Source organism: Roseibium sp. LAB1 (genome assembly GCF_054658235.1).
The window spans coordinates 1,578,434-1,603,483 of the sequence record NZ_BAAGIB010000001.1 but is presented as its reverse complement, the minus strand read 5'-3'; the positions used below and the strand labels follow the sequence as shown (position 1 = coordinate 1,603,483).

Sequence of the window (25,050 nt, the reverse complement as noted above, 5' to 3'; positions counted from 1 at the left end):
GTCTTGGCAGAGATCGTAATCAGAAACCTTCGGAAGGAATTCGGCGACTTCACTGCCGTGCAGTCGTCTTCCTTCAAGATCGAGGACGGTGAGTTCTTCATGCTGCTCGGCCCGTCCGGCTGTGGCAAGACCACCACCTTGCGCATGATCGCCGGGCTGGAGCTGCCGACGTCAGGCGAGATCTATATCGACGGCGAGGAGGTCGGCCAACGGCCGGCGAGCCAGCGCGATATCGCCTTCGTCTTCCAGATGTTCGCCCTCTACCCGCACATGAATGTGCGCAAGAACATCTCCTATCCTCTGGTCAGCCAGGGCATGCCGAAACATCAGGTTGCCGAGAAAGTGGCGGAAGTTGCCCGTATTCTCGGGATCGAGAAGATCCTCGACCGGCCGGTGGGCGGTCTTTCCGGCGGCGATCGCCAGCGCGTCGCTCTCGGCAGGGCCATCGTCCGGGATCCGAAAGCCTTCATGATGGACGAGCCGCTCGGTGCGCTCGATGCGGAGTTCCGCGAGCATATGGCCGAGGAGCTGCGGGCGCTGCATGACCGCATGGGCGCCACCACTGTCTATGTCACCCACGACCAGCTGGAGGCGATGCAGATGGGCGACAAGATCGTGGTCATGAACCATGGCGTCATCGAGCAGTTCGGCACGCCGCAGGATATCTACGACAAGCCGGCAACCATGTTCGTTGCCGACTTCATCGGCTCGCCGCCGATGAACTTCCTGCGCTTTCACGGCGAGGTCCATGCCGGCGCGTCAAAGGTAATGATGCATCACGAGGAACTGGAGGTGCCGCGGCTGATGGAGCCGTTCGAAGGCGACATGGTCTTCGGCATCCGTCCCGAACACATCACGCTCAGCGATAGCGGATCCTACCGGGGCGAGGTTCTGGCGGCCGAATATCTCGGCACCACACAGATCGTGACCCTGAAGACCGCTGCCGGCGAATTGAAAGCCCGCATTCCGTCGGACCAGCCGGTCCGCGCGGGGGAATATGTCGGCCTCACCTTCAACGGATCTACGGTCACGCTGTTCGACAATCAGTCGGGACGGGCGTTGCGGTCCGAGCTGAACGAGGGAGTGCTTGCTCATGGCTGAAGTCAGGCTATCCGGCCTCACCAAGCGGTTCGGCGACACGCTTGCCGTCGATGAGGTGAGCATGAACATTCCCAACGGCGCTTTCGTGACGCTGCTCGGGCCGACGGGGGCCGGCAAGACCACGATCCTGCGCCTGATCGCAGGGCTGGAGCAACCGGACGGGGGCGATATCGTCATCGCCGGGCGGTCGGTGGTGGGCGACACGCCGGCACAGCGCAACGTTGCCATGGTGTTCCAGCAATATTCGCTTTATCCGCACATGAGCGTGCGGGAAAACCTGGCCTTTCCGCTGCGCTCACCCTTGCTCAAGACGCCTTCGGATGAAATCGAGCGCAAGGTTGCCGAAGTTGCCGAGGTTCTGCGCATTTCGCACAAGCTCGCCAACAAGGCGACCAACCTTTCCGGCGGCGAAATGCAACGGGTGTCCATTGGCCGGGCGCTGGTGCGCGATCCGTCCATCTACCTGATGGACGAACCGCTGTCCTCGCTCGACGCCAAGCTGCGCTCGGACCTGCGCATCGAGCTGAAGCGCATTCAGGAAAGCCTCGGGGCGACCCTGCTTTATGTGACCCATGACCAGATCGAGGCGATGACCATGGCGACGCATGTCGGCGTTCTCGATCATGGCCGCCTGGTGCAGTTCGGGTCCCCGCGCGAGATCTACGAGAACCCGGTCAATCTTTATGTCGCCGGCCGTCTCGGCCAGCCGCGTATCAACGTTCTGCCGGCGGATCTTTTTGCCGGCGCGCCGAGCGGGGCCAAGTCCATCGGCATGCGTCCGGAGCATATCGCGCAAGGCGAAGGCAAGGTTTCGGAAGTTCGCCGGGTCGAACATCTGGGTGATCAGACCCGTCTGCATCTTTCTCTGGATGGACATTCGGTCGTGACACTGTCAGACAGCCACACCGCCCTTGAACCGGGTGACACACTCGCCATTCAACCTCGCAATCCGCTTTTCTTCGACGCCAGCGGCGCTCGCATTTCCTGAGGAGACGGGACATGAAGCAATTCATCAATACCAAGGAAACGCTCGTCACCGAAGCGATTGACGGCATGCTGCGCACCGCCGGCGGGCGGCTCGCCCGTCTCGACGGCTATCCGCATATCAAGGTGGTCGTGCGCACCGACTGGGACAAATCAAAGGTGGCGCTGGTCTCCGGTGGCGGTTCCGGTCATGAGCCGAGCCATGCCGGTTTCGTCGGCCAGGGCATGCTGACGGCTGCCGTCTGCGGCGAAGTGTTTGCCTCGCCCTCCGTGGACGCGGTGCTGGCGGGCATTCTGGCCGTCACCGGCAAGGCTGGCTGTCTGCTGATCGTCAAGAACTACACCGGCGACAGGTTGAACTTCGGTCTGGCGGCCGAACGGGCGCGCTCCTTCGGGCTGAAGGTCAACATGGTGATCGTCGATGACGATGTCGCCCTGCCGGACCTGCCGCAGGCACGCGGTGTAGCCGGCACATTGTTCGTGCACAAGATCGCCGGAGCGCTTGCCGATCAGGGTGCGGATCTGGAGACCATCACGGAGGCCGCCAGGAAAACGATCGGCGGCGCAATATCCATCGGCATGTCGCTAGACACCTGCACTGTTCCAGGGTCGCCCAAGGAAGACCGGATTGCCCATGGCAAGGCGGAACTCGGACTTGGCATCCATGGCGAGGCAGGCATCGAGCAGGTCGATTACTCGAACGCCCGCGCCGCCATGGCCATGGTGGTGGACCGGTTGGCGCCGAACCTCGCACCCGGACCCCATGTGGCGATCCTCAACAATCTGGGCAGCACGACGCCTCTGGAAATGTCGGTGCTTCTGGAAGAACTCACCAGCTCGCGCATCGGCAGTCAGATCCGCTGGGTGATCGGCCCTGCGGCCATGATGACCTCGCTCGACATGCACGGGTTCTCGGTGTCGCTGCTGCCGGTCGGCAAGACGGAAGAGGCCTTGCTGCAGGCGCCGGTCGCGCCATGGGCCTGGCCCGGTTGTCTCGCGCTCGGCGCAGTCTCCGTCCTGCCCTTGCCGGATGGACTGACGCCGATCCAGCCCCTGCCGTCAAAGAACCCGGAGACGCGCCAGTTCATCGAGCGCTGCTGCGATATCCTGATTGCAGCCGAGGACGATCTCAACGCGCTCGATGCCAAGTCCGGCGACGGGGATACCGGCAGTACGCTCGCCACCGCCGCCCGTGCGCTGGTGAAGGCGCTCGACCGGCTGCCACTGGCGGACCTCACCCAGCTTTACCGGGCCATCGGGCTGGAACTCAGCCAGACCATGGGTGGGTCTTCCGGCGTGCTGCTGGCGATCTTCTTTGCCGCTGCCGGTGATGCTTCCTCCAGTGGACGCGGGGCCATCGGTGCGCTGAAGGCCGGCCTCGACCGGATCATGCAGGTGGGCGGTGCCCAGCCTGGTGACCGCACCATGATCGATGCGCTGCTGCCGGCCCTCAATGCCCTGGAAAACGGTATCGAGGCAGCCGCCACCGAGGCCCGTCAGGGGGCAGACGCCACGTCGCGGATCACGCGGGCGCGGGCGGGCAGGGCGTCCTATGTCTCGGAGGCGAGCCTGTCCGGTCACAACGACCCGGGTGCGGAAGCCGTTGCCCGGCTGTTCGAGCAGTTGACCCTTTCTCCGGCCCTTACCTCCAAGTCCGCGTAGGCCGGTACCTGACCGGCGGGCCGGGCTTTAATGCCACGGCCTGCCGGTGCTTTCCCCTGATTTTCCAGTTTGTTCATTTTCCTCTCAGGCCTGAGGCAGCGGCTTTCAGGAAACACGAAGGGCTCTGACTGCGTGACGTTCGGTGCCCTTTCGTCTGTCCTCATCGCCTTTGTGTTACTGCCTTGATGCCTCTGCGTTAGTTGGGGTGCCCCAAATGATGCTGCCTGCCCAGCCCGTCCTTCGCAGGAAGTGGCAGGGTTGATGACACTGGCGTTTTCTGTCCATTCTTCTCACGGAAAGTCTTGCCTTCGGGAACGATCCGTCACAAACTCCGGTAAATTTTACAGGATGTTGTGATGCTTTTGCGGCTGATCAGAATGTATTACTTCCCGAATGGCCGCGTGCATGCAAAGCTGAAGATGGAGGGTTTGAACTGACACCAAAAATTCAGCTTGAAAAAAGTTATGAAGTATAACTATTATAAATCATCATCTGATCGGAGGGAGGAATCCGGTCGGGTTTTGAAGTTGATCGAACAGGGAGGAAACCATGATCAACTTGCATAAGCAGTTTGCCAAACTGGCTGTGGCTGCGACTGTATCCGCAATTGCACTTGCGGGCACCGCGTCGACCACATTGGCGCAGGAAGTCACGCTGCGCCTGCACCAGTTTCTGCCGGCCCAAGCCAATGTTCCCAAGAACGTACTCGACCCCTGGGCCGACAAGATCGAAGCGGATTCGGATGGGCGCATCAAGATCGAGCGGTATCCGGCCATGCAGCTGGGCGGTAAGCCGCCTGAGCTGATCGACCAGGTCGTCGACGGTGTGGTGGACATCGTGTGGACCGTTGCCGGCTATACGCCTGGCCGCTTCCCGCGCGCCGAAGTGTTCGAGCTTCCGTTCACGATGACGGATGCGGAGACCATGTCCCGCGCCTACTGGAAGCTTGCCGAAGAAACCATGATGGATGAGGACTTCGCGCGCTTCAAGCCGTTGGCCCTTTGGGTTCATGGTCCCGGCGTGATCCATTCCAGCAAGCCGATCGTCGCGCTGTCGGATCTGAACGGTGTCAAGCTTCGCGCGCCGACCCGTGTCACCAACAAGCTGTTCTCCAACCTGGGTGCAACGCCGATCGGCATGCCGGTTCCGGCCATCCCGGAAGCGCTCAGCAAGGGTGTTGTCGATGCCACGGTTATTCCGTGGGAAGTCGTCGGCGCTCTGAAGGTGAACGAGCTGGTGAAGAACCACACCGAGTTCCCGGGCAAGGCGCTCTACACCACGTCCTTCATCTTCGCGATGAACAAGGAAAAATACGACAGCCTGCCGGACGACCTGAAGGCCGTGATCGATGCCAATTCCGGTGAGGAATTCTCAGCCTTCGCCGGCAAGCAGATGCAGGCTGACGATGCCGGCCCGCGGGCCGCAGCCGTGGAGATGGGTAACAACATCATCACGCTGACGGACGAGCAGGCTGCAGAGTGGGAAGCCGCCGCTCAGGGCACCATCGACGAGTGGTATGCCGAAATGGATGCCAAGGGCATCGACGGCAAGGCGCTGCAGGCTCGTGCCGAAGCGCTGATGGCCAACTGACCGTCATTGAAGCAGCCCTCCGGAAACTGGATTTCCGGAGGGCCTCCTTCGACAGGATACAAAAAAATGCTGCTCACTTTTGTGGAGCGCCTCGCGCGCTTCATGGCGATCCTTGGCGGTCTGGTGCTCACAGCGCTGATCGGGCTGACCTGTGTCAGCGTACTTGGCCGCGGGCTGAACACGCTCGGTCATTCCGATTTCCTGACCTCCCTGTCTGAAAGCGCGGCCAACGCGCTGATCGCGACCGGCGTCGGTCCGGTTTCCGGCGATTTCGAACTGGTCGAGGCCGGGATCAGTTTCACGGTGTTCGCCTTCCTGCCCATCTGCCAGCTGAAGCGGGGACACGCCACCGTGGACATTTTCGCGGGCAGCTTTCCGCACTGGATGAACCGGGGGCTTGAAGTGTTCTGGGAGGTTCTCCTGAGCGGCCTGATGTTCCTGATCACCTGGCGGCTGTTCGTCGGCATGGAAGACAAGATGCGCTACAACGAAACCACCTTTCTGCTGCAGTTCCCGATCTGGTGGGCCTTCGCGCTCAGCTTTGCCGCCGCTGCCGTTGCCTCCGTCGTCGCGCTCTATTGTGCGGTTGCCAAGGTGTTTGAACTGATCACCGGCCGGCGGTTCACGCCCGATGCCGAGGGAGGGGTCCATTGAGCCTGCTTGAACTCGGTTACCTGTCGTTTCCCGTCCTTCTGTTCCTGATCTTCCTGCGGGCGCCCATCGGCCTTGCCATGATGATCTGCGGCCTGGGTGGTCTCTACCTTGCGACCGGCAGTCCCAACATCATTCTCGCCAAGCTGAAGTCGGAAACCTATTCGACCTTCTCCAGCTACTCCCTGACGATCATTCCCATGTTCCTGCTGATGGGGCAGTTCGCGACCCATTCGGGCATGTCGTCGTCGCTGTTCAAGGCTGCCGAAAGCTGGCTGGGGCACCGCAAGGGCGGTGTTGCCATGGCCGCCGTCGGCGCCTGTGCCGGTTTCGGCGCGATCTGCGGATCGTCGCTGGCAACTGCCGCCACCATGAGCCGCGTCGCCCTGCCGGAACTGCGCCGCTACGGCTATTCCGGCGGTTTCTCGACCGCAACGTTGGCTGCCGGCGGAACGCTCGGCATTCTCATCCCGCCTTCGGTCATCCTGGTGATCTATGCCATCCTGACCGAGCAGAACATCGCCAAACTGTTCCTGGCCGCCTTCATTCCGGGCCTCCTGGCCGCCATCGGCTACATGATCACGATCTCGATCTATGTGCGGCTGAACCCTGGTTCCGCCGGCACGCGTGAACCTGTGCCCTACGCCGAGCGGATGCGCGCCCTGATGGACGTCTGGCCGGTGCTGCTGGTGTTCGGTCTCGTGGTCGGGGGTATCTATCTCGGCTGGTTCACGCCCACCGAAGGGGCCGCGGTCGGAGCTGCCGGGACGGGCATCATCGCGCTCATTTCCGGCAATCTGACCTGGAAGATCTTCGTCGACAGCATGATCCAGACCGCGATGAGCACGGCGATGATCTTCTTCATCGTGCTCGGCGCCGGGTTCTACAACAGCTTTCTCGCGCTCAGCCAGTTGCCTCAGGAGCTCTCCGGCTGGGTTGTCGGCCAGGGCTTCAGCCCGCTGGTGGTGCTGACGCTGATCCTGCTGTTCTATCTGGTCTTCGGCTGTCTGATGGACAGCCTGTCGATGATCCTCTTGACCATCCCGATCTTCTTTCCGGTGATCAGCGTGCTGGATTTCGGCATGAGCCCGGAACATGTCGCGATCTGGTTCGGCATTCTGGTCCTGATCGTTGTGGAGGTCGGGCTGATAACGCCTCCCGTCGGCATGAATCTGTTCATCATCAACGCGATGGACCGGTCGACGCCGATGAAGGAGACCTACAAGGCCGTTCTCTGGTTCGTCACGTCCGACATCGTCCGTGTGATCCTGCTGGTTCTCTTTCCGTCAATCACCCTGTTCCTTCTGGCCGGTTAACCCGGCCGGAAGGCGTGCGCCCATTCGGCGTATCAAAATAGGTATGAGATATAACAATGATGACTAAAACCAATTCAGGGGACATGCCATGCTGATGTCCGGACAAGCGGCTCTCGTCACCGGTGGCGGCAGCGGACTGGGTGCTGCAACCGCCCGTCATTTTGCAAGGGAAGGCGCGAAAGTCGCGATCCTCGATTTCGATATCGACAGGGCTAGCGCTGTCGCTGAAGACATCGGCGGGTTCGCCGTTCAGGCCGATGTCAGCAACGAAGAGGCGGTTGGCGCCGCGTTCGACGAGGCCATCGGGTTGCTCGGCACAACGCCGCGCGTCGTCGTCAGCTGCGCCGGTGTCGGCTTTGCCGCCCGTATCGTCGGCCGGGAAGGCAAGCTGTCCTTCGATACCTTTGAAAAGACGCTGAAGGTCAATCTCTTCGGCACGTTCAACGTCATGAGCCATGCAGCCAAGCGCATGCTGGAGGTGGAACCACTGGAGAACGGCGAGCGCGGCGTGATCATCAACACCGCGTCGGTCGCCTTCGAGGACGGACAGCTTGGCCAGGCCGCCTATTCGGCCTCCAAGGGCGGTATAGCGGCCATGTGTCTGCCGGCAGCGCGGGAATTTGCCCAGCACGGCATCCGCGTGATGGCCATTGCACCCGGCCTGTTCCGCACGCCGATGATGGAAGGCCTGCCTGAAGAGGTTTCCGCGAAGATCGCCGCCAATATTCCGTTCCCGCCACGCCTTGGCGAGCCGGAGGAGTTTGCCCTGCTTGCCGGTCACATCGTGACCAACCCGTTCCTGAACGGCACGACCATTCGTCTGGATGGCGCCGTACGTCTGCCGCCGCGCTGAGGAGACACCGATGACAGAACCGATCCTGAAAATTGAGATTTCCGACAGCGTCGCGACCCTGACCATGAACCGTCCGGACAAGCGCAACGCCATGTGTGACGCGCTGCTGGCGGAAATCGACAGATTTTTCCTGACACCGCCCGCCGAGGTGAAGGCCGTGGTGATCACCGGTACTGCGGGACATTTCTGTTCCGGCCTCGATCTGTCCGAGCATGTTGCCCGTGACGCGGAAGGTACGATGCGCCATTCGCGCGGCTGGCACCAGGTGATGGACCGGATCCAGTTCGGCGGCTTGCCGGTGGTCTCGGCCATGTTCGGCGCCGTCATCGGCGGCGGGCTGGAACTGGCCAGCGCCACTCATGTGCGCGTTGCCGAAAGCTCCGCCTTCTTCCAGTTGCCGGAAGGCCGCCGGGGCATCTTCGTCGGCGGCGGCGCCTCCGTTCGTGTCGGTCGTATCCTGGGGGCGGACCGGATGACCGAGATGATGCTGACCGGCCGCAAGTACAGCGCGGGCGAAGGTCTTGCCCTCGGACTTGCCCATTACACCGTCGGCGAGGGAGAGGCATTGGCGAAGGCACAGGAGCTGGCTGCCCGGATTGCCTCCAACGCGCCGCTGTCCAACTACATCATGATCCAGGCTCTGGCGCGGATCGCGGACATGTCCAAGGCGGATGGTCTGTTCACCGAGAGCCTGTGTGCCGCCATCACCCAGACCAGCCCGGATGCGCAGGAAGGCCTTGCCGCCTTTCTGGAAAAGCGCAACCCGGCTTTCAGGTGACCTTATGAGGAAAACCGTGATGGAACCGCAGACCGAGACCGGAATTGTCAATGTCAACGACAGGACCCTGCGTGCGCTCTACGGCTATCAGATGAAGCGGACGTTCAACGTCATCCAGTCGGACCTGAGCCGGACGCTGAAGCCGTTTGATCTGCGCATGCTGACCTATACAGCCCTTGTGCTGATTGTCGACAACCCGGGCCTGCGACAGTCGCAACTGGCAGAGGCCATGGACATCGAGCGGCCCAACCTGGTTGTGATCGTCGACGAACTGGAGCGGCGTGACCTGATCATCCGCGACCGGCTGCCGAGTGACCGCAGAGCCTATGCGCTCAAGGCGACACTGGCCGGACGGCGGCTGTGTGAAAAGGCGATCGCCGCCGTGATGGCGCATGAAAAGACCCTGCTCAACGGTATCAGCCAGGACGCACTGCGTGTCGCCACGAAGGTGATGCAGATGATCGAAAGCAACCGCCCACGGCAAGACTGACAGGACGTTTCGGGAGGAGACGATCATGAAACGCACAACTGAATTTCTGCGTCATTCGGTCGAGCGGGAAGACCGTCCGGATGGCACTATCCTGCTGCGGTCGACCTATCCGCTCGGCCCGGTGGCAGAGCGCACGGGTGACTGGCTCCACCAATGGGCGCAGGAAGCTCCTGACAGGGTTTTTCTGGCAGAACGCAGTGGCGCCGGCTGGCGCGAGGAAGGCTATGCGGGGGTTCTGGAAAAGGTGCGGGCTGTCGGGGCTGCGCTCCTGGCAAGAGGCATGGGGGAGGACACGCCAATCCTGATCATGTCCGGCAACGGTGTCGACCACGGCATTCTTGCGCTCGCCGCCCAGTACGTCGGGGTGCCGGTGGTGCCGGTGGCCGAGCAATATTCGCTCATCCACGGTGCCCATGGCCGGCTGCGCGAGGCGATCAACCTGATCAAGCCGAAAATGGCCTATGTGGTCGATGCAGACCAATATGGAGAAGCACTGAACCTTGAGGAACTGGCGCACGTCGAGATTGTCGCCAGCAGGGCAGGCAGCCGAAGCGTCACCACTTTCGCCGATCTCCTGAAAGGTGATGGCAGCGTCGATGTCGACGGCGCCTTTGCGGCCGTTACGCCGGACACGGTCGGCAAGATCCTGATGACCTCGGGTTCGACCTCCAGCCCCAAGGGCGTCCTGACCACCCACCGGATGATGTGCGTCAACCAGGTCCAGCTTGCCGATTCCATGCCGTTTCTGCGCAAGCGCCCACCGGTGATTGTCGACTGGCTGCCCTGGAATCACGTTTTCGGCGGTTCGCACAATTTCAACATGATGCTGGCCAACGGCGGCAGTCTCTACATCGACGACGGCAAGCCGGTGAAGGGCCTGTTCGAGCGGACGATCGAGAACCTGACACTCAAGACCGGCACGCTGGTGTTCAACGTGCCGCTGGGGTTCGGCATGCTGCTGAAGGCGCTGGAGGCGGATGCGGACCTGCGGCGCCGCTTCTTCGAGGATCTGGACCTGATCTTCTATGCAGGCGCTTCCTTGCCACAGGACGTCTGGTCGGGGTTCGAGCGCATGGCGATGGAGGTCAAGGGCGAGGTGCCGCTGATGACCTCCTCCTGGGGGCTTACGGAAACCGCACCCTCGGCGATGATGCAGCAGGAGCCAGCAGCGCATTCCGGCATTGTCGGCGTCCCGGTGAACGGGGTGACCGTCAAGCTGATCCCGGATGCGGACATGCGTTGCGAAGTCCGGGTGAAGGGCCCCAACATCATGCCGGGCTATTTCAACGATCCCGAGAAGACGGCTGCCGCCTTCGATGACGAAGGGTTCTTCATCACCGGAGACGCGATGCTGTTCCTCGATCCGGCAGACCCGAACAAGGGCATGCGCTTTGATGGCCGGATATCGGAAGACTTCAAGCTGCAGTCGGGTACCTGGGTACGGGCGGCGCAACTGAAGCTCGACATGCTGTCCCGCCTCGCGCCGCTTGCCACCGATCTGATCATCACCGGCGCCGACCGCCAGCAGATCGGCGTCATGATCTTCCCCAACCTCGGGGAACTGAAGCGGGAAGGGTTCGACCTGCAGGATGATGACGGCGCGTTCCGTTGCAAGCTGCTGCAGGGGGAACTCCACCGGCGGCTCAGTGCCCGTGCCCGCGAAATCAGCGGCAGCTCGACGCTGGTGTCCCGCGCCATCGTTCTGTCTGAGCCGGCGTCCATGCCGGAAGGCGAAATGACCGCCAAGGGCAATCTGAACATCCGCAAGGTTCTGTCACGCCGCGAGCGGCTGCTGGAACGGCTTTACAATGACAATGACCCGGCTGTGGTCACACTCTGATTGAGGAGCGTTTGAAATGGTCGATATCACCAAGGTTCGCGCCATCGACATCCACACCCATGCCGAGGAGCCTTGCGGCTGCCATTCCGATGATGGCTATGACGACCTGCAGGCGACGATGGCGAAATACTTCCGGGCCCCCTGGAGCCATCCGCCGACCGTGCCGGAAACGGCAGCCCACTACCGCGAGCAAAACATCGCGGCGGTAATCTTTCCGGTGGATGCCGAACGCGAGACCGGCTACCGCCGCTACAAGAACGAGGAAGTGGCAGAGCTTGCCGCCGAGAATGACGACGTGCTGATCCCCTTTGCCTCCATCGACCCGCACAAAGGCAAGATGGGTGCGCGCGAGGCTCGCCGCCTGATGAAGGATTTCGGCATCAAGGGCTTCAAGTTTCACCCGACGATGCAGGGTTTTTACCCGAACGACCGCATGGCCTACGAGCTCTATGAAGCGATTGCGGAAGAAGGCTCCATTGCGCTGTTCCATACCGGCCAGACAGGAGTCGGCAGCGGCATGCGCGGGGGCAACGGCATGCGGCTGAAATACTCCAACCCGATGTATATGGACGATGTCGCAGTCGATTTTCCTGATATGAAGATCATTCTCGCGCATCCTTCCTTCCCCTGGCAGGAAGAGGCTCTGGCAGTCGCCCAGCACAAGCCGAATGTCTATATCGATCTCTCCGGCTGGTCGCCGAAGTACTTCCCGGAAATCCTGGTGAAATACTGCAATTCGATCCTGAAGAAGAAGGTGCTGTTCGGCTCCGACTGGCCGATGATCACGCCGGAGCGCTGGCTGTCAGATTTCGAGAAGATCGCCATCAAGGACGAGCTGCGTCCGGACATCATCAAGGGCAATGCGGCAAGGCTGCTGGGGCTGGCATGATCACCCCGGGCCTTACCCACTTCTGCGACCTTGAGGTCGAGCTTGGCCCGGTCCGGGAAATGGGGCAGGGCAGAGCCGGGACACGGCGGATCATCCCGATTGTCGGTGGCCGTGTCACCGGTCAGGTGTCCGGAACGGTGCTCGACATGGGGGCCGACTGGCAGACGATCCTGGCCGACGGTTCAGCTGATATCGACACCCGCTATGCCTTTGAGACAGACGACGGCGCGGTGATCGAGATCATCAACAAGGGCGTGCGCCATGGGCCGCCGGAGGTTCTGCAAGCCCTTGCCCGCGGCGAGGATGTCGACCCGGCGCTCTATTATTTCCGCACAGTGGCGCGGCTGGAAACGGGAGATCCGCGTTACGAGTGGGTCAACCGCACGCTCTTCGTCGGCACCGGCCGCCGCCTGGCGTCCGCCGTGCTGGTGTCGCTGTTTCGGGTGGAGTGAGGGAGGGAGTGATGGTCCGGGGTCTCGAAAGGTCCCGGAACGAAGTTCTTGGCCACCTATTTCCTCATCCTGAGGAGGACCTTCAGGTCCGTCTCGAAGGATGGGCCACTTGCGCCAGAGTTTGCCGCCCATCCTTCGAGACGGGCTAACGTCCTCCTCAGGATGAGGGGGAATACAAAGCGAACACCCGATCGATTATCTGCTGAAAGCCAGTACCCCATGAAACCCTTCGCCGCTCCGCTTGACGATATCCTGTTCTGCCTCACCCATGTTGCCGGGGCGGCGGATCTGCCGGACTTCGATGCAGACCTTGCCGCCGAGATTGGTGGTCACTTCGCCGCCTTCGCCGAGGAGCAGCTGGCGCCCTTGAATGAACCGGGCGACAGCCAGGGCTGCCGGCTGGAGGAGGGGCGGGTGCAGATGCCGGACGGGTTCCGCGAGGCGTATGCCGCCTATGCGGAGCAGGGCTGGCCGGGGTTGACGATCCCGGAAGACTTCGGCGGGCAGGGGCTCGATGCCGGGGTTCTTGCGATCACTTCGGAAATCTTCACAGGCGCCAATCACAGCCTGCAGATGGTGACAAGCCTTGCGGCGGGCGCCGCCCGCACCTTGCTGGCCTTTGGCACGGAAGATCAGCAGGCGCGCGTGATCCCGCAATTTGCCTCCGGCGAGGCCCTCGCCACCATGTGCCTGACCGAACCGGACGCGGGGTCCGATCTGTCCCGCATCCGTTGCCGGGCTGTGCAGGCTGGTGATGGCTGGTCAATCAGCGGCGAGAAGATTTTCATCTCCGGCGGCGACCAGGACATGAGCGAGAAGATCCATCACCTGGTGCTGGCACGCACGTCGGATGATGGTGTGAAGGGTCTGTCGCTGTTTCTGTGCCCGTGCACCCGCGCGGACGGCAGTCGCAACGCGGTGACCGTTACCCGCATCGAGGAAAAGATGGGTCTGCATGCTTCGCCCACCTGCCAGCTTGCTTTCGACGGCGCTGACGCCGAACTGGTCGGCCGGGAAGGCGAAGGCCTGAAAGCGATGTTCACGATGATGAACCATGCCCGCGTGGACGTGGCCTTGCAGGGTGTCGCCCATGCCGCCCGCGCGGCGGACATTGCCAGCACCTATGCGGCAGAGCGCAAGCAGGGCCGGGATGCAGCGGGGAAGCCCGTGACACTGGACGGCCACGCCGATGTCCGGCGCATGCTGGACGAGATCGACGCCCTTGCTCTCGGTGGCCGGGCTATCGCACATCTGGCCCTGGTGACGGTCGAGGGCGGGGAAAACCGGGCTCTGGCCGAATTCCTGACCCCGATTGCGAAGACCTACTGCACTCAAGCAGGGATGCAGGCAACGGAACTCGGCATGCAGGTGCTCGGCGGCTACGGCTATCTGAAGGAATATTACCTGGAGCAATGCTACCGGGATGTGCGGATCACCGCGATCTATGAAGGCGCCAACGCCATTCATGAACGGGCGCTGGTGACGCGCCTGCTGCCGGGCAAGGAAGGCAAGGCTTTCGAGGATTTTCTGCGCGCGGAATGTCAGCGCAACGAAACAGCTTATCCTCAATTGAGCGAGGTGGTTGCCCACTGGTGCCATGCGCGCGAGCAATTGTTGCAGAGCGAGGATCCGACCGCTCTCGCCCATGACTTCATGAAAGTGACGAGCGCGACCCTCTTGAAAGTCCTGTGGGCACGGATGGCGGAGAAGGCGGACCACCATCCAGACCCGGAGCGGATCCGGCGCCTGGCAGGGAAAGTGCTGGCGCGATCCGAACTGGCTCCAGGTGCCTGAGCTTATTCTCTGGAGCGGTGCGCGCCTCTTCGACGGGAAACTCCCCAACTGAAATGTCCCGGTTTCATCAGGGATTTCTGCTTTCGCGGAGAAGACGCATGGGGATCGATGTTTTCCCTTTCGTCGTAACAGCGAAGGAGGCTTTGCCACCGGTCTCTGCGCACCGGCCTTTTTCCAAAAGCTTTTCAATTTCCGCGGCTTCGCGCACAGTAGCCGAAACCGATCACGCCGGGACCTTTCATGCATCCGCTTAATCTCGATCAACTGAGGGCCTTTCTGGCCGTTGTCCGCCATGGCGGCGTCAACAAGGCGGCGGGCAGTCTGAACCTGACCCAACCGGCGGTGACGACGCGGATCAAGCGGCTGGAAGAAGCGCTGGGAACCGAATTGTTCGAACGGTCTCCCGGCAAGCTGAAGCTGACCAAGCGCGGCGAGCTGCTGCAGACGTTCGCCGAGCAGTTCGAGCGTCTGTCGGACAAGGTCGAGGAGACGGTGGTTTCCCGAGAAGGGATCGACCGGCATCTGCGCATCGGTGCGTCAGAAACCATCGCGCAGTGCTGGCTGCCGGATCTGGTGGCCGCGCTGCGGGCCGATTTTCCGAACCTGATCGTGGAAATCAATGTCGATATTTCCGTGAACCTGCGGGCGGGCCTGCTTGATCGGGAAATCGATCTGGCGTTGCTGCTGGGGCCGATTTCGGAATATTCGGTCGACAATATCGAACTGCCCGGCTTCGATCTCGGCTGGTATGTGGCAGCGGATAGCCCGGCAGAGGGTGGCCGTGCCAAGGCGCTTCTCCGGGAGAAGCCCGTGATTACCTATGCAAGGCACACGCGCCCCTACCGCGAGCTGAAAACGCTTTTGTTCGAGAGGGTTGCGCCCGATGTGCAGATGTTCCCCTCGTCCTCCCTCTCAGCCTGTTTCCGGCTGGTGGAAGCCGGGCTCGGCGTCGCGGCGTTGCCGAAGGCGCTGGCACGACCCTATGTTGATGGCGGACGCATCGTCGAGTTCGATCCGGGATGGGTGCCGGATGCCCTGAGGTTCTCGGCAAGTTATCTCGGCGACCCGCGCAGCCACATTGTGGCGGCCGCGGCCAAGAAGGCGCTGGAGGTGGCGCAGGCCTATTCAAGTTATAAAAATCATTTATAGATTCTGCTAAAATCATTCTATTTGAGTTTATAATCGCAATGCGGGAGCCTTTCTCCAATGGAGGAGAGCCCCAGTGCTGCAATCTTATGAAACCCTACGACAGGAAAGCATCGAGACGCTTCGCACGCGGATCCGGTCCGGCAGTTACAATTCGCACACGGCAGGGCTCGGCAAGAACCTGCTTCAGGCCAATCTGGCGATCATTCCGCAAGCCTATGCGCTGGATTTCATGCGCTTCTGCCAGCGCAATCCGAAGCCCTGTCCGCTGATCGGTGCGTCGGATACGGGAAATCCCATCCTGTTCACCCTTGGCCACGGCCTGGACATCCGTACTGATGTTCCCGCTTACAACATCTATCGGGAGGGCCGGCTGGAAGGCTCGGTTCCGGATATCAGCGCCTTGTGGTCCGATGATCTTGTCGCTTTTGCACTGGGCTGTTCCTTCACATTCGAACACGCGCTGATCGAGGCGGGGATCGACCTCTGGCACATTTCCAGCAACGTCACCGTGCCGATGTTCCGCTCGAACCTGGAAACGATACCGGCCGGGCCGTTCCGGGGAGCAATGGTGGTTTCCATGCGGATGATCCCGAATGAACGGGTGCGGGACGCGGTTGCCATCTCGGCACGCTTTCCGCTGGCACACGGATCGCCTGTCCATATCGGCGATCCGGCCGCGATCGGCATCTCCGATCTCGGCAAGCCGGACTGGGGCGATGCGGTGCCGGTAAAGGCCGGACACACGCCCGTCTTCTGGGCTTGCGGAGTGACGCCGCAGGCGATCATCCAGAACGCGGCCCTGCCTCTGCTGATTACCCACAAACCGGGACACATGCTGATCACCGACATCCCGGATGACGCTGAAATTCCAATCATAACAAAAAAGACGCTGTAAGCTCGAACCTTCACGGAGTGGACACATGACAAGATTTCTGACTTTCCTCATGGCCGGTGCCGCCATGTCCTCGGCTGCGGCGGCTGAAGACCTGTCTGTCGTCGGCAGCTGGTCCAGCCTGCCGCTGCATCAGGACTATGAGGCGCCGTTCTGGCAAACCGCCTTGCCCGAGGCATCCGGCGGGACCATCAGCACCACCGTCACCACCCACAACCAGATGAACCTTGGCGTCGGCGAGGTGTTTCGCCTGCTCGGGCAGGGCGTATTCGACGTCGGCATGACGGTGGGTGATTATGCGGTTGCCGATGCTCCGGAACTGGAAGGCCTCGATGTGCCGCTGGTCGCCATGTCGGCTGACAAGGCTCATGCCGCGGTCGATGCCGCCCGGCCGATGGTCGAGGAAATCTTTGAAAAACGCTTCAATTCCAAGGTTCTCGCCATTGCGCCCTATCCGCCGCAAGTGGTGTTCTGCAACGCAGAAGTCGGCTCGCTGGACGACCTGAAGGGCAAGAAGATCCGCGCGTCCGGCCGCATGACCGCCAAGTTCCTTGAAGCGTTGGGCGCAGAAGGCATTACGGTCGCCTTTTCCGAGGTTCCCGGCGCGCTGCAGAAAGGCGTCGTCGATTGCGCGGTGACAGGGGCAGGCTCCGGCTACAGTGCCGGGTGGTGGGAAGTCAGTACCCATCTGCTGCCGATCCCGCTTGGCGGCTGGGATCCCGTGGTGACGGCGATGAACCTCGACAAGTGGAACGCACTGTCCGGCGAGACCCAGGCGCTGATCGAAAAGGAAATTGCCGAGAAGTTCGAGGCTCCGGCCTGGGCATCGGCAGAAGGCGCCCTGACCAACGATATTGCCTGCCTGACCGGCAAGGGCGAGTGCGCTTCGGGCGAGGTGCGTGACATGGTTCTGGTGGAAGCCAGTGACGGCGACATCGAGCGGGCGCGCCAGATCCTGGAAACGGATGTCTTGCCGGAGTGGGCAGAGCGGGCAGGCGGTGATTGGGCCGCGCGCTGGAACGACAGCGTCGGCACCGTTGTCGGCGTGCAGATCAAGACCAACTAGAGCCCGGGAGACATCGAGGTGGCGGAGAAACTCCTGTCAATCCTGTCGAGGACCAACCGGATGATTGCGATATCGGTCGGCACTCTGTTCCTCACCTGTGCAGGTCTTGTTCTGATTGATATCTGTCTCCGCCGCGTCGGTGCCTCCTTCGGCGGCACCGACGAAATCTCCGGCTACGTGATGGCCATCGGCACGGCCTGGGGCATGGCTTTCGGACTGAGTGAACTTTCGCACATCCGGATCGATTTCCTGCGCCGCTCGGTCGGCCTGCCGAAATGGCGGGCGGTGCTGGACCTTCTGTCGATCTTTGCCCTGTCCTCGACCGTCTCCATCGTCGCGCTGAAATGCTGGCCAGTGGTGGAGACGAGCCTGCGCAATTCCTCGCGGGCGAACACACCGCTGGAAACGCCGCTGGCCCTGGTGCAATTGCCCTGGTTTGCGGGGTGGGTCTGGTTCGCGATCACCGCATGGCTGACCTTCGTTGCCGGTGTGCTGCTGGTTCTGCGCGGTGAATTTGCCAAATCCGAGCAGGCCATCGGCGCCTTCCCGGAAGGGGAGACGGCCTGATGCTTTCCTTCGTATCCGTCGGCCTCCTCGGCCTCCTCAGCCTATCCATTCCTGTCGGCATCGTGTTGTTCCTGCTGGGCTTCGGCATCGACCAGTTCTTCAGTGCCTTTCCGCTGACGCGCGGGCTGGGATCGATGGTCTGGTCGACCTCGGAAAATGCGGCGCTGATCGCCATTCCGTTCTTCGTGCTGCTGGGAGAGATCCTGGTGCGCACAGGCATTGCCGCACGAACCTACTCAGCGCTCGACCGCTGGGTCTCCTGGCTGCCCGGCGGTCTGGTGCATGCCAATGTGGCGACCGCCACAATGTTCTCGGCCACATCCGGCTCGTCGGTGGCAACCGCCGCGACCGTTGCAACGGTGGCCATGCCGCAGGCCGAACGGCTGGGCTATGACCAGAAACTCTTTTCCGGTGCGATTGCCGCCGGAGGGACGCTTGGCATCATGATTCCGCCGTCGATCAACCTGATCGTCTACGGCTTTCTGACGCAGACCTCGATCCCGCAGCTGTTTCTGGCCGGGCTGGTGCCTGGCATCCTTCTGGCAGTGGCCTTTCTGGCCGTCACCGCGCTGGTCTGCATGGTCAACCCGAAGCTTGGCGGAGCTCGGCGGACGTTCCCCTTGCGGGAAATGGCGCTCGGGCTGGCAGATCTCCTGCCGATCATCCTTCTGTTCAGCGCCATCATCGGGTCGATCTACAAGGGCTGGGCGACGCCGACAGAAGCTGCCTCCGTCGGGGTGGCCGGAGCGCTGGCGATCGCCGCGTTCTTCGGCGGTCTCAACACGCGCATGATCGGCGAAGCGCTGATCGGCACCGTGCGGGTCACGGCCATGATCATGCTTGTGGTGATCGGCGCGTCGTTCCTCAACTTCACGCTTTCCGCCGCAGGCCTGTCGCAGGAACTGCGCGGGTTTCTGGAAGGGCTCGGTTTCGGACCGCTGCAGACGCTGCTGGTGATCGTCGCGATGTATATCGTGCTCGGCTTCTTTATCGAGACGCTGTCGCTTATGGTCATCACGATCCCGATCGTGGTGCCGATTGTCATCAGCCTGGGCTATGATCCGGTCTGGTTCGGCATTTTGATGATCGTACTGATCGAGATGGCCCTGATCACCCCGCCGGTGGGGCTCAACCTGTTCGTGGTCCAGAGCGCACGGCGGGGCGGTTCCATTGCCGAGGTGATGCTGGGAGCCATTCCATATGTGCTGGCGATGCTGGCCATGGTCGCGGCGTTGATTGCCCTGCCGCAGATTGCGCTGTATTTGCCGATGGCCATGCGCTGACGGGACTGGCGCACAATTATTTTGGAACTGACTGAAGGGGCAGACGTTTCCACCGTGTGAAGGCGGACCGGAGCATTCCGGAAGGCACATACACGAAGGAGACATTGATGAAACGGTTTACCAAACTCGCCTTGATGCTGACAGGTGCCACACTTCTGGCAACCCCTGTGATGGCTCAGGACAAGCCTGCTGGCGTTGAGGTCGGAAAACTGACCTGTGTTACCGAGGAGGAAACCAATTTCATCGTCGGTTCCAAGACGGTCATGAATTGTACCTTCGACCGGGCCGGTGGCGGCGCTGCCAGCTACTATACGGCGACCGTGAGCGAATACGGCCTTGATATCGGAACAACCGACTCGGCCACACTGATCTGGGGCGTCGTCGCCCCGACTGCCGATCTGGAGGTTGGCGCTCTTGAAGGTGAATACGCCGGCGTGACCGCGGGTGCCAGCCTGGGTGCGGGCGTGAAGGCCAACGCCCTTGTCGGCGGGTTCGACAAGTCGATTGCGCTGAACCCGCTGAGTGTCGAAAGCCAGACGGGCACGAATATTACCCTTGGTGTGAGCCGGCTGTCGCTGGAAGCAATCAAGTGATCAACATGACATAGCGTCAAAAAGGGTCGGCATTGCCGACCCTTTTTGCTTTTTCGGCTGCCGGTGTGACCGGACAAGCCACTGCACATCAAAAGACAATCCAAACTGGAGGAGAACCTGGATGGCGTCCGGTCAGGCGAAGACAATCAAAGGAGTTCTCACCAACTGGGAAGACGAAATCGAAGAGGAAGGCCGCGCCGATGTCGGCTCCCTGTTGAAGGCGTCCGGCAGCCGTGCGGCGGGCCCCTTGCTGTTTCTGCCGGCCCTCATAATGATTTCTCCCATCGGGGCCATACCAGGCGTCCCAATCGTTCTCACAACCTTGACACTTCTGGTGGCGGGCCAGCTCGTTCTTGGCCGAACCTCGATCTGGTTGCCGGCTTTCGTGCGCAATCGCGGTCTTCCCGAACAGAAGGTGAAGTCGACCATCGACACGCTGACCCCCTATGCCGAGCGTGCCGACCGTTACCTCGGTCAGCGGCTGTCCCAGTTTGCCGGGGAGACAGCGAGCCGGATCGTCGCGGCCTTTTGCATTGTCCTGTCTCTTCTCGTCTATCCCGCCACCCTGCTGCCCTTCGCTGTCGCCTTGCCCGGCTCGGCAATCCTGTTGCTGAGCCTCGGACTTCTGGTGCGAGACGGCGTTGTTACGCTGGTGGGCCTGATCGTGGCATTGGCTGCGATTGCCACCGTCGTTTACTGGTTTGCCTGAGCACTGGTCTGAGCACTGGTCTGAGCACCTGTCTGAGACTGGAAAAATCTTCTCGTGACAGGCTGCGGGGAGAGGAGGAGGAGGGGGCTGGACCGGCCAGTCGCCCCTGCAACGAAAATAGCAGCTTCAAAATGAGCCGGTTTTCCTGCGTTCTCTCCGCCTTGAAGAATGCCTCTCCACCTTCAAGCGGTTTCAATCTCTTTGACAGAGCATTTCCTGCAGCCCGACACAAAAAACGGGCCGCCGAAGCGACCCGTTTTTACATCTCCCTGACTGCCATTCAGCCTTTCAGCAAAACCGCATCCGGGTTGGACTTGTAAGTGGCAGGCTCATAGGTCTGCGCATTTTCGAGCTGTTCCTTGGTGAAGGGGGCTGTGACCAGAAGGTCGCCGTTCTCCGTTTCGAACATCTTCAGGCTGTTGTAGGAAACGGCGACCGGCTTTGCATTGAAGCCAAGGAACCCGCCAACGTCGATGACAACCGCCTGTGCCTTGCCGTCCTTGCCGATCAGCACCTCGGCAACTTCACCAATGTCGGTGTCCTCGCTGGTGTAGACCGTGGAATCGATCAGATCATCGGTGGACACGCTGGCCGCGTCGACCTCGGTCTTTTCAGCAGTCCAACTCTCGGTCATGGCCTCGTCAAGCTTCTGCCTGGCCGGATCGATGGCTTCCTCGCGAACGACCTGATAGGTGGTCTTGGCTTTTTCTGCGGCCTTGTCCATCTGTTCGCGGGCGCCTTCCGCCGTCATCCAGTGCGGAATGTACTCCGGGCGCTCGTATGCGGTCGCATCTTCCAGCTCCTTGCGCGACACGTCGCTGACGACGATAAGCCGATTGTTGTTTCCGGCCACGAAGTTGAGGCGTGAGAAGTCGAGGGCGACTTCCTTTTCGCCAATACCAAGGAAGCCGCCGACACCGACGATCACCGCACGCACGCTGCCGTCGCGGCTGAAGACGACGTCGTTGATATCGCCGATTTCTTCACCCTCACTGGTCTTGCTGGTCATGATCGGTTTGCCGACCATGTTGGTCGCAAGGATGCCCGTGGTTGCATCCGGGGAAAGTGTGTGGAGTTCGAATTCGAAGACGCCGGTGTCGTCAGTTGCACCGGCCTGACCGCCGTCTTTCATCGCAGCGGTCTCACCGGCGAAAGCCGCCGTGGAAATGGCGGCAACGAGTGCGGTGGTGGCGAGTAGATGGCGAAGCATTTCAGAATCTCCTTTTCATGGTTTGAAAAGTTGAAGTTGCACTGGGTAAATGATTGACTTTTCGGGAAGTTCCAAAAAGAAACGCCACGGGAGCGCGCCTGGTGGCGCACATCCGTGGCGTGAATGGTCAAGCCAGTTTGCCGGAACTTTTCGGTCCGGCCAGCAGCCAGACGATGAAACCGACGACCGGGAATATCAGGATGCCCAGAACCCAGAGGAGTTTCGCACCGGTCGAGGAGCCGCTCCCGAAAACCTGAATGATCGCGTAGACGTCCAGAATGAGGATCAATAGGCCGACAATTCCATATTCCATGACAGATCTCCGATTAAGATAACTGTGATGGAAACGGTCAGGCTGGAAGAAGGTTCCCAGGCGCGGACTTAAAACCGAGATGATAAACTGAAAAAATATTTGGAACGATTTTGAAATTGGCGCGTTTTATCTCCGTATCTCAAATATCGGAGGTTGCTATGCTTTCCTGGGCATTGTTGTTCTTGGTGGTTGCCATTGTTGCGGCCGTACTTGGTTTTGGTGGTATCGCCGGCACGGCAGTCGGCATCGCAAAACTGATCTTCTTTGTCGCCATTGCGCTGTTCCTCATTTCGGCAGTCGCACATGCCATCAGAGGCCGCAGGGTCTGACGCAAAAACAAAACGGGCGCTTCGGCGCCCTTTTTTGTGCCTTCCTTCCAGCCTTTCAGCGGCCATGCGAAACCTCGGGTTCCGCAAGATTTCCACTTTTCAAACTTCTGAAATGCACCGGTTGCGCCCCAGGGCCTGACTAGCAGGTGCCACCTTGCTGACGCAGCGTGTTTCGGGCCGCCCAAAGCCGACGGGCGATCTGCCGCCGGTCCGGCCGGCTTTCGATCGAGAAGACCGCGTCCTGGGCGATGTTGAAAAGCTGATTGGCAACAAGCGGCAGATGCTCCGTCCGGCACACCAGGGCGGCTTTCTCCAGAGCACTGATGAGATGGTCCAAAACCAGGATGTTGCCTCTTGCCGCCTGCCGAAGCGGGCCGATCGCCGTATCCACAAGATCATGCACTTCGATAATCGTCAGCCAGAGGCGAGGGGTGTCGTCTTCATCGCTGATCAGGGAACTGGGTGCGCCGCGCTGGAGGATCCGTGCAACGGAGGCCGACAGGTGATCGATGGCACTGATGGCGGTGTAGCTGTCGTTGACTCCGGGCGATAGCGCGCGCAGGGCGATTTCCACCATCAGGTGAACCGAAAACTGGATGTCTCCCTCTGGTGCCCGGGCCTTTTCGATGTGGAAGGTCGCGCGGATGGGGTGCAGATCCGGCTCGTCGGTGCGCGTTCGGATTTTTGCAATCGGCATGCCTTCGATGACATAGGTGCCGGGGCTGACCGAAACTTCGATGAAACCATCAAGGGTCTTGGCGATCTCAACCAGCCGGTCGCTGTCGATGAAGGTAATATAGCCGCTTTGCTTGGCCTTGAAGACCTGGACCGGCAGGTCGGGGATCTCGTCTTCGTCGCGCGGTTTTTCACGCGGTTCGTTCGCCAGGAGCTGGTCGATGGAGGACCGGAGCGAGGCGTGAATGCGGCCGATTTCTGCATCCACCCGGATCCGTCCGGCCACGTCGTTGACGAAATAGACCAGCCAGAAAAAACTGCTGGCGGCAAGAATGATGGACAGGATGACGGAAAACCGAAGGTCCTCGCTTTCGTCAACGCCGAAGAGGACGAGCATCGAATAAAGAAAGGTCGCGCCCAGGAGGCCGATGGTGATCTGTGTCGTGCGGTTGCTGGCGAAGGTTTCCAGAAGACGCGCGGAAATATTGCCGGCGGCAAGTGTGAAGACGACCAGCGTCAACGAGTAGACCAGGCTGATGACCGACATCATGGCCCCGGCGATGGTCGACAGGACCGAGCGGGCACCGTCTATGCTGATGGACTTGTAGCCGAAGAAGTCGAAAACCCCGGTCAACAGTTCCAGGTCGTCGATGAGAAAGGCCGCAAAGGCGAGGGCAGCCCCCAGAAGGGTGATGCAGATGGGGATGAACAGAAAGCCCTTGGCGAGGCGGACAAGGGCTTGTTCGCGGGCGTTTTCCCGATAGGCCAGATCCATGACTGCTCCCCCTCAAACCGGCAGGGTTCCACCGGTGATGGAACCCTGCAAGTCATTATTAGAAGTCTCCCACCTTACCCGGTTTGCCTGCCCGCACCGGAAGCTTGCGCCGGTCTGCAAGGCAGACGCACAGGCGGAAGGTCTGGTGTTGTCGAAAATGATCAGACGGACAGAGCGTCCCGGATCAGGGAGACGGATTCGGCGGCGGCGATTTCGGACCGTTCGAATTTTTCGGTCCCGTTCATGAGGTCTTCCAGGCGCAGACGTGCACGGGAGACGCGGCTTTTGACCGTGCCGACCTTCACGCCGAGAATATCGGCGGCTTCCTCGTAGGAAAAGCCGCTGGCACCGATCAGGATCAGGGCTTCACGCTGGTCGTCGGGGAGAACCTGAAGGGCGCTCAGGAAATCCTTCAGTTCCAGATGACCGGCCTGTTGCGGCTTGCTCTCCAGGCTGGCGGCATGTTCGCCGTCAGGGTCCGCGACCTCGCGCTGCATCTTGCGGCCGACGGAATAATACTGGTTGCGGAGAATGGTAATCAGCCAGGCGGTGAGATTTGTGCCCTCGGTGAATTTGTCCTTGTTGGCAATCGCCTTTGCCAGGGTTTCCTGGACCAGATCGTCCGCACGGTCGCGGTCACCACTGATCGACCTGGCAAAGGCGCGCAATCGCGGAATAGCGGCGACCAGGTCCTGTTTGAACTTTGCGACGTTCATTCGGCGGCCTCCTCGTCAGAACCTCTGCCATCCAATGCTGACAACAGATCCAGCATGTCGTCGGGTATGTCTTCGGATAGGGCCTCGTCGTAGACTTTCTTGAGCTGGTTGCCGATCCAGTCTTCTTTGGACTTGGCTCCGGCGGCCGGTGTAATGACTCCAAATCCGGCGTTTGGCCGACTTGGGTTAAGTTTGCTTGCCATGGCAGATTCCCGATTTTCGCGTCTGAGACGGTAGGCTGATTTGGGACGTAAACGCAGCGGCGAAAAAAAAGTTCCTCGAGTATGGAACTTTTTTTTGTCGAATGCATTTCCGAGTTACGGGTGCGCTTGATGCGGGCCCTTCGGCCGCTTTCAGGCGGCAACTTATTGAG

26 protein-coding genes are annotated in these 25,050 nt (G+C 61.0%); 21 read left to right on the top strand and 5 right to left on the bottom strand.

Features of this window, described 5'->3' with window-relative positions:
* The first annotated feature begins 3 nt into the window (after window positions 1–3).
* The 20 genes from ACYQ54_RS07540 (at window position 4) to ACYQ54_RS07445 (ending at window position 20,659) form a co-directional block, all read left to right on the top strand.
* Entirely contained in the window at window positions 4–1,101 is a 1,098-nt protein-coding gene (locus tag ACYQ54_RS07540) for an ABC transporter ATP-binding protein (protein ID WP_460080777.1), read from the top strand.
* Complete coding sequence (locus ACYQ54_RS07535; protein WP_460080775.1) at window positions 1,094–2,089, top strand: ABC transporter ATP-binding protein; 996 nt, start codon at window positions 1,094–1,096, stop codon at window positions 2,087–2,089. Before ACYQ54_RS07540 ends, ACYQ54_RS07535 begins: the two co-directional genes overlap by 8 nt.
* An 11-nt stretch (window positions 2,090–2,100) precedes the next feature.
* Entirely contained in the window at window positions 2,101–3,747 is a 1,647-nt protein-coding gene (locus ACYQ54_RS07530; protein ID WP_460080774.1) for a dihydroxyacetone kinase subunit DhaK, read from the top strand.
* A 549-nt stretch (window positions 3,748–4,296) separates the two neighbouring features.
* Window positions 4,297–5,337: a TRAP transporter substrate-binding protein gene (locus tag ACYQ54_RS07525; RefSeq protein ID WP_460080772.1), complete on the top strand. Its 1,041-nt coding sequence runs from the start codon at window positions 4,297–4,299 to the stop codon at window positions 5,335–5,337.
* A 66-nt stretch (window positions 5,338–5,403) separates the two neighbouring features.
* Entirely contained in the window at window positions 5,404–5,991 is a 588-nt protein-coding gene (locus ACYQ54_RS07520; RefSeq protein ID WP_460080771.1) for a TRAP transporter small permease, read from the top strand.
* On the top strand, window positions 5,988–7,304 hold the full coding sequence (locus ACYQ54_RS07515; RefSeq protein WP_460080768.1) for a TRAP transporter large permease: 1,317 nt from the start codon (window positions 5,988–5,990) through the stop codon (window positions 7,302–7,304). The genes ACYQ54_RS07520 and ACYQ54_RS07515 overlap by 4 nt, the downstream gene beginning before the upstream one ends.
* 88 nt (window positions 7,305–7,392) lie before the next feature.
* Window positions 7,393–8,157 carry an SDR family NAD(P)-dependent oxidoreductase gene (locus tag ACYQ54_RS07510; protein WP_460080767.1) on the top strand — a complete coding sequence of 255 codons (765 nt, stop codon included), beginning with the start codon at window positions 7,393–7,395 and terminating at the stop codon, window positions 8,155–8,157.
* Window positions 8,158–8,167: 10 nt separating this feature from the next.
* The gene (locus ACYQ54_RS07505) at window positions 8,168–8,935 is read left to right on the top strand and encodes a crotonase/enoyl-CoA hydratase family protein (protein ID WP_460080766.1); all 768 of its coding nucleotides are present in this window, start codon (window positions 8,168–8,170) and stop codon (window positions 8,933–8,935) included.
* 19 nt (window positions 8,936–8,954) lie between these two features.
* Window positions 8,955–9,425 carry a MarR family winged helix-turn-helix transcriptional regulator gene (locus tag ACYQ54_RS07500; RefSeq protein WP_460080765.1) on the top strand — a complete coding sequence of 157 codons (471 nt, stop codon included), beginning with the start codon at window positions 8,955–8,957 and terminating at the stop codon, window positions 9,423–9,425.
* A gap of 25 nt (window positions 9,426–9,450) precedes the next feature.
* Window positions 9,451–11,265: a feruloyl-CoA synthase gene (locus ACYQ54_RS07495; RefSeq protein WP_460080763.1), complete on the top strand. Its 1,815-nt coding sequence runs from the start codon at window positions 9,451–9,453 to the stop codon at window positions 11,263–11,265.
* A gap of 16 nt (window positions 11,266–11,281) precedes the next feature.
* Complete coding sequence (locus tag ACYQ54_RS07490) at window positions 11,282–12,154, top strand: amidohydrolase family protein (protein WP_460080762.1); 873 nt, start codon at window positions 11,282–11,284, stop codon at window positions 12,152–12,154.
* Window positions 12,151–12,606, top strand: coding sequence for a DUF3237 domain-containing protein (locus ACYQ54_RS07485; protein ID WP_460080760.1), 456 nt, complete (start codon window positions 12,151–12,153; stop codon window positions 12,604–12,606). The genes ACYQ54_RS07490 and ACYQ54_RS07485 overlap by 4 nt, the downstream gene beginning before the upstream one ends.
* 219 nt (window positions 12,607–12,825) lie before the next feature.
* Window positions 12,826–14,400, top strand: coding sequence for an acyl-CoA dehydrogenase family protein (locus ACYQ54_RS07480; protein WP_460080758.1), 1,575 nt, complete (start codon window positions 12,826–12,828; stop codon window positions 14,398–14,400).
* A gap of 240 nt (window positions 14,401–14,640) precedes the next feature.
* Window positions 14,641–15,549 carry a LysR family transcriptional regulator gene (locus tag ACYQ54_RS07475; protein ID WP_460080757.1) on the top strand — a complete coding sequence of 303 codons (909 nt, stop codon included), beginning with the start codon at window positions 14,641–14,643 and terminating at the stop codon, window positions 15,547–15,549.
* A 73-nt stretch (window positions 15,550–15,622) separates the two neighbouring features.
* On the top strand, window positions 15,623–16,444 hold the full coding sequence (locus ACYQ54_RS07470; protein WP_460080755.1) for a putative hydro-lyase: 822 nt from the start codon (window positions 15,623–15,625) through the stop codon (window positions 16,442–16,444).
* Window positions 16,445–16,469: 25 nt separating this feature from the next.
* Window positions 16,470–17,507 (top strand): TRAP transporter substrate-binding protein, encoded by a 1,038-nt coding sequence (locus tag ACYQ54_RS07465; RefSeq protein WP_460080754.1) that lies wholly within the window; start codon window positions 16,470–16,472, stop codon window positions 17,505–17,507.
* Window positions 17,508–17,525: 18 nt separating this feature from the next.
* Complete coding sequence (locus tag ACYQ54_RS07460; RefSeq protein ID WP_460080752.1) at window positions 17,526–18,074, top strand: TRAP transporter small permease subunit; 549 nt, start codon at window positions 17,526–17,528, stop codon at window positions 18,072–18,074.
* Window positions 18,074–19,357, top strand: a complete 1,284-nt coding sequence (locus ACYQ54_RS07455) for a TRAP transporter large permease (protein ID WP_460080751.1) — start codon at window positions 18,074–18,076, stop codon at window positions 19,355–19,357. Before ACYQ54_RS07460 ends, ACYQ54_RS07455 begins: the two co-directional genes overlap by 1 nt.
* A 107-nt stretch (window positions 19,358–19,464) precedes the next feature.
* Window positions 19,465–19,950 (top strand): DUF992 domain-containing protein, encoded by a 486-nt coding sequence (locus tag ACYQ54_RS07450; RefSeq protein ID WP_460080749.1) that lies wholly within the window; start codon window positions 19,465–19,467, stop codon window positions 19,948–19,950.
* A 121-nt stretch (window positions 19,951–20,071) separates the two neighbouring features.
* A complete protein-coding gene (locus ACYQ54_RS07445; RefSeq protein ID WP_460080748.1) occupies window positions 20,072–20,659 on the top strand; it encodes an exopolysaccharide biosynthesis protein in 588 nt (195 codons plus the stop codon).
* Between the two features lie 280 nt (window positions 20,660–20,939).
* Here ACYQ54_RS07445 and ACYQ54_RS07440 read toward each other — a convergent pair whose 3' ends face one another.
* Together ACYQ54_RS07440 and ACYQ54_RS07435 are read right to left on the bottom strand one after the other, a co-directional pair.
* Complete coding sequence (locus ACYQ54_RS07440; RefSeq protein ID WP_460080745.1) at window positions 20,940–21,869, bottom strand: PRC-barrel domain-containing protein; 930 nt, start codon at window positions 21,867–21,869, stop codon at window positions 20,940–20,942.
* Between the two features lie 127 nt (window positions 21,870–21,996).
* The gene (locus ACYQ54_RS07435; RefSeq protein WP_460080743.1) at window positions 21,997–22,182 is read right to left on the bottom strand and encodes a PLD nuclease N-terminal domain-containing protein; all 186 of its coding nucleotides are present in this window, start codon (window positions 22,180–22,182) and stop codon (window positions 21,997–21,999) included.
* A 158-nt stretch (window positions 22,183–22,340) separates the two neighbouring features.
* Here ACYQ54_RS07435 and ACYQ54_RS07430 point away from each other — a divergent pair, with 158 nt between their 5' ends.
* Window positions 22,341–22,511 carry a DUF1328 domain-containing protein gene (locus ACYQ54_RS07430; protein WP_006937216.1) on the top strand — a complete coding sequence of 57 codons (171 nt, stop codon included), beginning with the start codon at window positions 22,341–22,343 and terminating at the stop codon, window positions 22,509–22,511.
* 139 nt (window positions 22,512–22,650) lie between these two features.
* On the opposite strand, the gene ACYQ54_RS07425 is transcribed toward ACYQ54_RS07430, so the two are convergent.
* From ACYQ54_RS07425 to ACYQ54_RS07415, 3 genes are all read right to left on the bottom strand, one after another.
* Window positions 22,651–23,961, bottom strand: coding sequence for a DUF2254 domain-containing protein (locus ACYQ54_RS07425; RefSeq protein WP_460080740.1), 1,311 nt, complete (start codon window positions 23,959–23,961; stop codon window positions 22,651–22,653).
* 161 nt (window positions 23,962–24,122) lie between these two features.
* Complete coding sequence (locus ACYQ54_RS07420) at window positions 24,123–24,677, bottom strand: sigma-70 family RNA polymerase sigma factor (protein WP_460080738.1); 555 nt, start codon at window positions 24,675–24,677, stop codon at window positions 24,123–24,125.
* Window positions 24,674–24,880 carry a NepR family anti-sigma factor gene (locus ACYQ54_RS07415; protein WP_460080736.1) on the bottom strand — a complete coding sequence of 69 codons (207 nt, stop codon included), beginning with the start codon at window positions 24,878–24,880 and terminating at the stop codon, window positions 24,674–24,676. Before ACYQ54_RS07415 ends, ACYQ54_RS07420 begins: the two co-directional genes overlap by 4 nt.
* Between the last annotated feature and the right edge of the window lie 170 nt (window positions 24,881–25,050).

Coding starts and splice junctions, on each gene's coding strand:
- ACYQ54_RS07505 (WP_460080766.1), top strand. CDS start 8,168: ATGACAGAACCGATCCTGAAAATTGAGATTTCCGACAGCGTCGCGACC.
- ACYQ54_RS07500 (WP_460080765.1), top strand. CDS start 8,955: ATGGAACCGCAGACCGAGACCGGAATTGTCAATGTCAACGACAGGACC.
- ACYQ54_RS07520 (WP_460080771.1), top strand. CDS start 5,404: ATGCTGCTCACTTTTGTGGAGCGCCTCGCGCGCTTCATGGCGATCCTT.
- ACYQ54_RS07530 (WP_460080774.1), top strand. CDS start 2,101: ATGAAGCAATTCATCAATACCAAGGAAACGCTCGTCACCGAAGCGATT.
- ACYQ54_RS07510 (WP_460080767.1), top strand. CDS start 7,393: ATGCTGATGTCCGGACAAGCGGCTCTCGTCACCGGTGGCGGCAGCGGA.
- ACYQ54_RS07440 (WP_460080745.1), bottom strand. CDS start 21,869: ATGCTTCGCCATCTACTCGCCACCACCGCACTCGTTGCCGCCATTTCC.
- ACYQ54_RS07435 (WP_460080743.1), bottom strand. CDS start 22,182: ATGGAATATGGAATTGTCGGCCTATTGATCCTCATTCTGGACGTCTAC.
- ACYQ54_RS07465 (WP_460080754.1), top strand. CDS start 16,470: ATGACAAGATTTCTGACTTTCCTCATGGCCGGTGCCGCCATGTCCTCG.
- ACYQ54_RS07485 (WP_460080760.1), top strand. CDS start 12,151: ATGATCACCCCGGGCCTTACCCACTTCTGCGACCTTGAGGTCGAGCTT.
- ACYQ54_RS07490 (WP_460080762.1), top strand. CDS start 11,282: ATGGTCGATATCACCAAGGTTCGCGCCATCGACATCCACACCCATGCC.
- ACYQ54_RS07495 (WP_460080763.1), top strand. CDS start 9,451: ATGAAACGCACAACTGAATTTCTGCGTCATTCGGTCGAGCGGGAAGAC.
- ACYQ54_RS07535 (WP_460080775.1), top strand. CDS start 1,094: ATGGCTGAAGTCAGGCTATCCGGCCTCACCAAGCGGTTCGGCGACACG.
- ACYQ54_RS07430 (WP_006937216.1), top strand. CDS start 22,341: ATGCTTTCCTGGGCATTGTTGTTCTTGGTGGTTGCCATTGTTGCGGCC.
- ACYQ54_RS07525 (WP_460080772.1), top strand. CDS start 4,297: ATGATCAACTTGCATAAGCAGTTTGCCAAACTGGCTGTGGCTGCGACT.
- ACYQ54_RS07425 (WP_460080740.1), bottom strand. CDS start 23,961: ATGGATCTGGCCTATCGGGAAAACGCCCGCGAACAAGCCCTTGTCCGC.
- ACYQ54_RS07445 (WP_460080748.1), top strand. CDS start 20,072: ATGGCGTCCGGTCAGGCGAAGACAATCAAAGGAGTTCTCACCAACTGG.
- ACYQ54_RS07415 (WP_460080736.1), bottom strand. CDS start 24,880: ATGGCAAGCAAACTTAACCCAAGTCGGCCAAACGCCGGATTTGGAGTC.
- ACYQ54_RS07420 (WP_460080738.1), bottom strand. CDS start 24,677: ATGAACGTCGCAAAGTTCAAACAGGACCTGGTCGCCGCTATTCCGCGA.
- ACYQ54_RS07480 (WP_460080758.1), top strand. CDS start 12,826: ATGAAACCCTTCGCCGCTCCGCTTGACGATATCCTGTTCTGCCTCACC.
- ACYQ54_RS07475 (WP_460080757.1), top strand. CDS start 14,641: ATGCATCCGCTTAATCTCGATCAACTGAGGGCCTTTCTGGCCGTTGTC.
- ACYQ54_RS07455 (WP_460080751.1), top strand. CDS start 18,074: ATGCTTTCCTTCGTATCCGTCGGCCTCCTCGGCCTCCTCAGCCTATCC.
- ACYQ54_RS07450 (WP_460080749.1), top strand. CDS start 19,465: ATGAAACGGTTTACCAAACTCGCCTTGATGCTGACAGGTGCCACACTT.